Raw genomic sequence first — 1,353 nt, 5'->3', positions numbered from 1 at the left:
GCCTGTCGTATTGATGTTGTTATGGTAAAAACTCTGGTACTGGTTGGCGGCAAAGTACACCGAATAGCTACCCGCCTTCGAATGAATATGGTTGTTGGCAATCAAAGCTGGTGAGCCTGCTGTGGCGGTGCAGCTGGTCATATACAACCCATATTGGCTTGCTCCTTCAATCCTGTTCCCAGTCAAGCGGAAAGCACCCTCTGACTCGTCCACATAAATCCCATCCGAACTCGATGATGATGATCCCAATAAAACTACTCTGTTATCAGTGACTTCTGCTCCAGTCAGGTACTGTAGCACCATTCCTCGATAAAACTGATCGGTCAGTTCATTGTTGCGGATCTCTCCTCCGCTTCCTCTTGAGGCTCCGCTCTCCGATCCCCGATAATAAATCCCTGTCGAACCTCCCCTGATCGTGCTGTTCAAAACACGAAGGTTACTCGAAATTGCTGGTAGGAACACCACATTCCCACGATCCGTACTTGTGCTGTTAGTGATCGGTGATTCCAGAATACAGCCCTCAATCGTCAGATTATCCGCCCGGTTCAATGCCACTACTGTTCGTCCGTAGGTTGATCCTGTTGCTACTAGGTTTAGGTTTCTCAGGATGATATCACTCGCATTGTCAAAGCCGATCACATAGTTTGTCCCGCTAACCGTAGCTCCAAAGGTCACAATTACGTCTTCCGCATTTCCTGTTGCTGATTCATAGGTCACCGTATTGCTAGCCGATCCTCCAGAAAGATCCGGTATCAAGATCTGCTCGGTATAAGTTCCAGCTGCTACCTGAAACGTAACAGCTCCACCAAGTCCGTTCAAAACCATTGCATCCACACTCTCCTGGAAGCTTATAAAATTTCGGTTTCCACTACCTGATACATCTATTGTATAGATCCCTGATAAAGGCACTAACGCTGCCGCATCATATTCATTCGCTCCGATGGTAGGAGTTGATTTTCTAAGATCTCCATTGATATCTTCAGGGACTTCGGCTAGTTGAATACCTGCATTCGCTAAAGCCGGAGAACTCGCTGTCAGATCGGTATCACTCGCATACTGAGGATCGGCATTCAGGGAATTGGCATCCTTCGAAGATAACCCCTGCCAATCGGAAAGATCACCTGCATTGGAACTCCCCCATCTTCCCAGATAAACACCTGAGGTAAAAAAGTCATTGTAATCCATCTCATCCAAACCAGTCGAGTTCGCCACGTTCACCGCATAACCCGTGTTCGACTTGAAGATGTTGTTCTTGATTTTGTTTCCTGCCCCACCAGAACCACTGTAGTAAAGCCCCTGTGCACTGCCTGTCGTATTGATGTTGTTATGGTAAAAACTCTGGTACTGGTTGGC

The 1,353-nt window shown here is 47.4% G+C and carries 1 protein-coding gene; it reads right to left on the bottom strand.

The features are described from left to right. A partial coding sequence (locus ESV85_RS22105; RefSeq protein WP_146921520.1) for a right-handed parallel beta-helix repeat-containing protein occupies positions 1-1,353 on the bottom strand: 1,353 nt, incomplete at both ends.

The organism is Algoriphagus aquimarinus (assembly GCF_007997215.1).
Taxonomy (GTDB): domain Bacteria; phylum Bacteroidota; class Bacteroidia; order Cytophagales; family Cyclobacteriaceae; genus Algoriphagus; species Algoriphagus aquimarinus_A.
The sequence above is the reverse complement of the archived record's forward strand: the minus strand, read 5'-3'. Positions and strand labels throughout refer to the sequence as shown.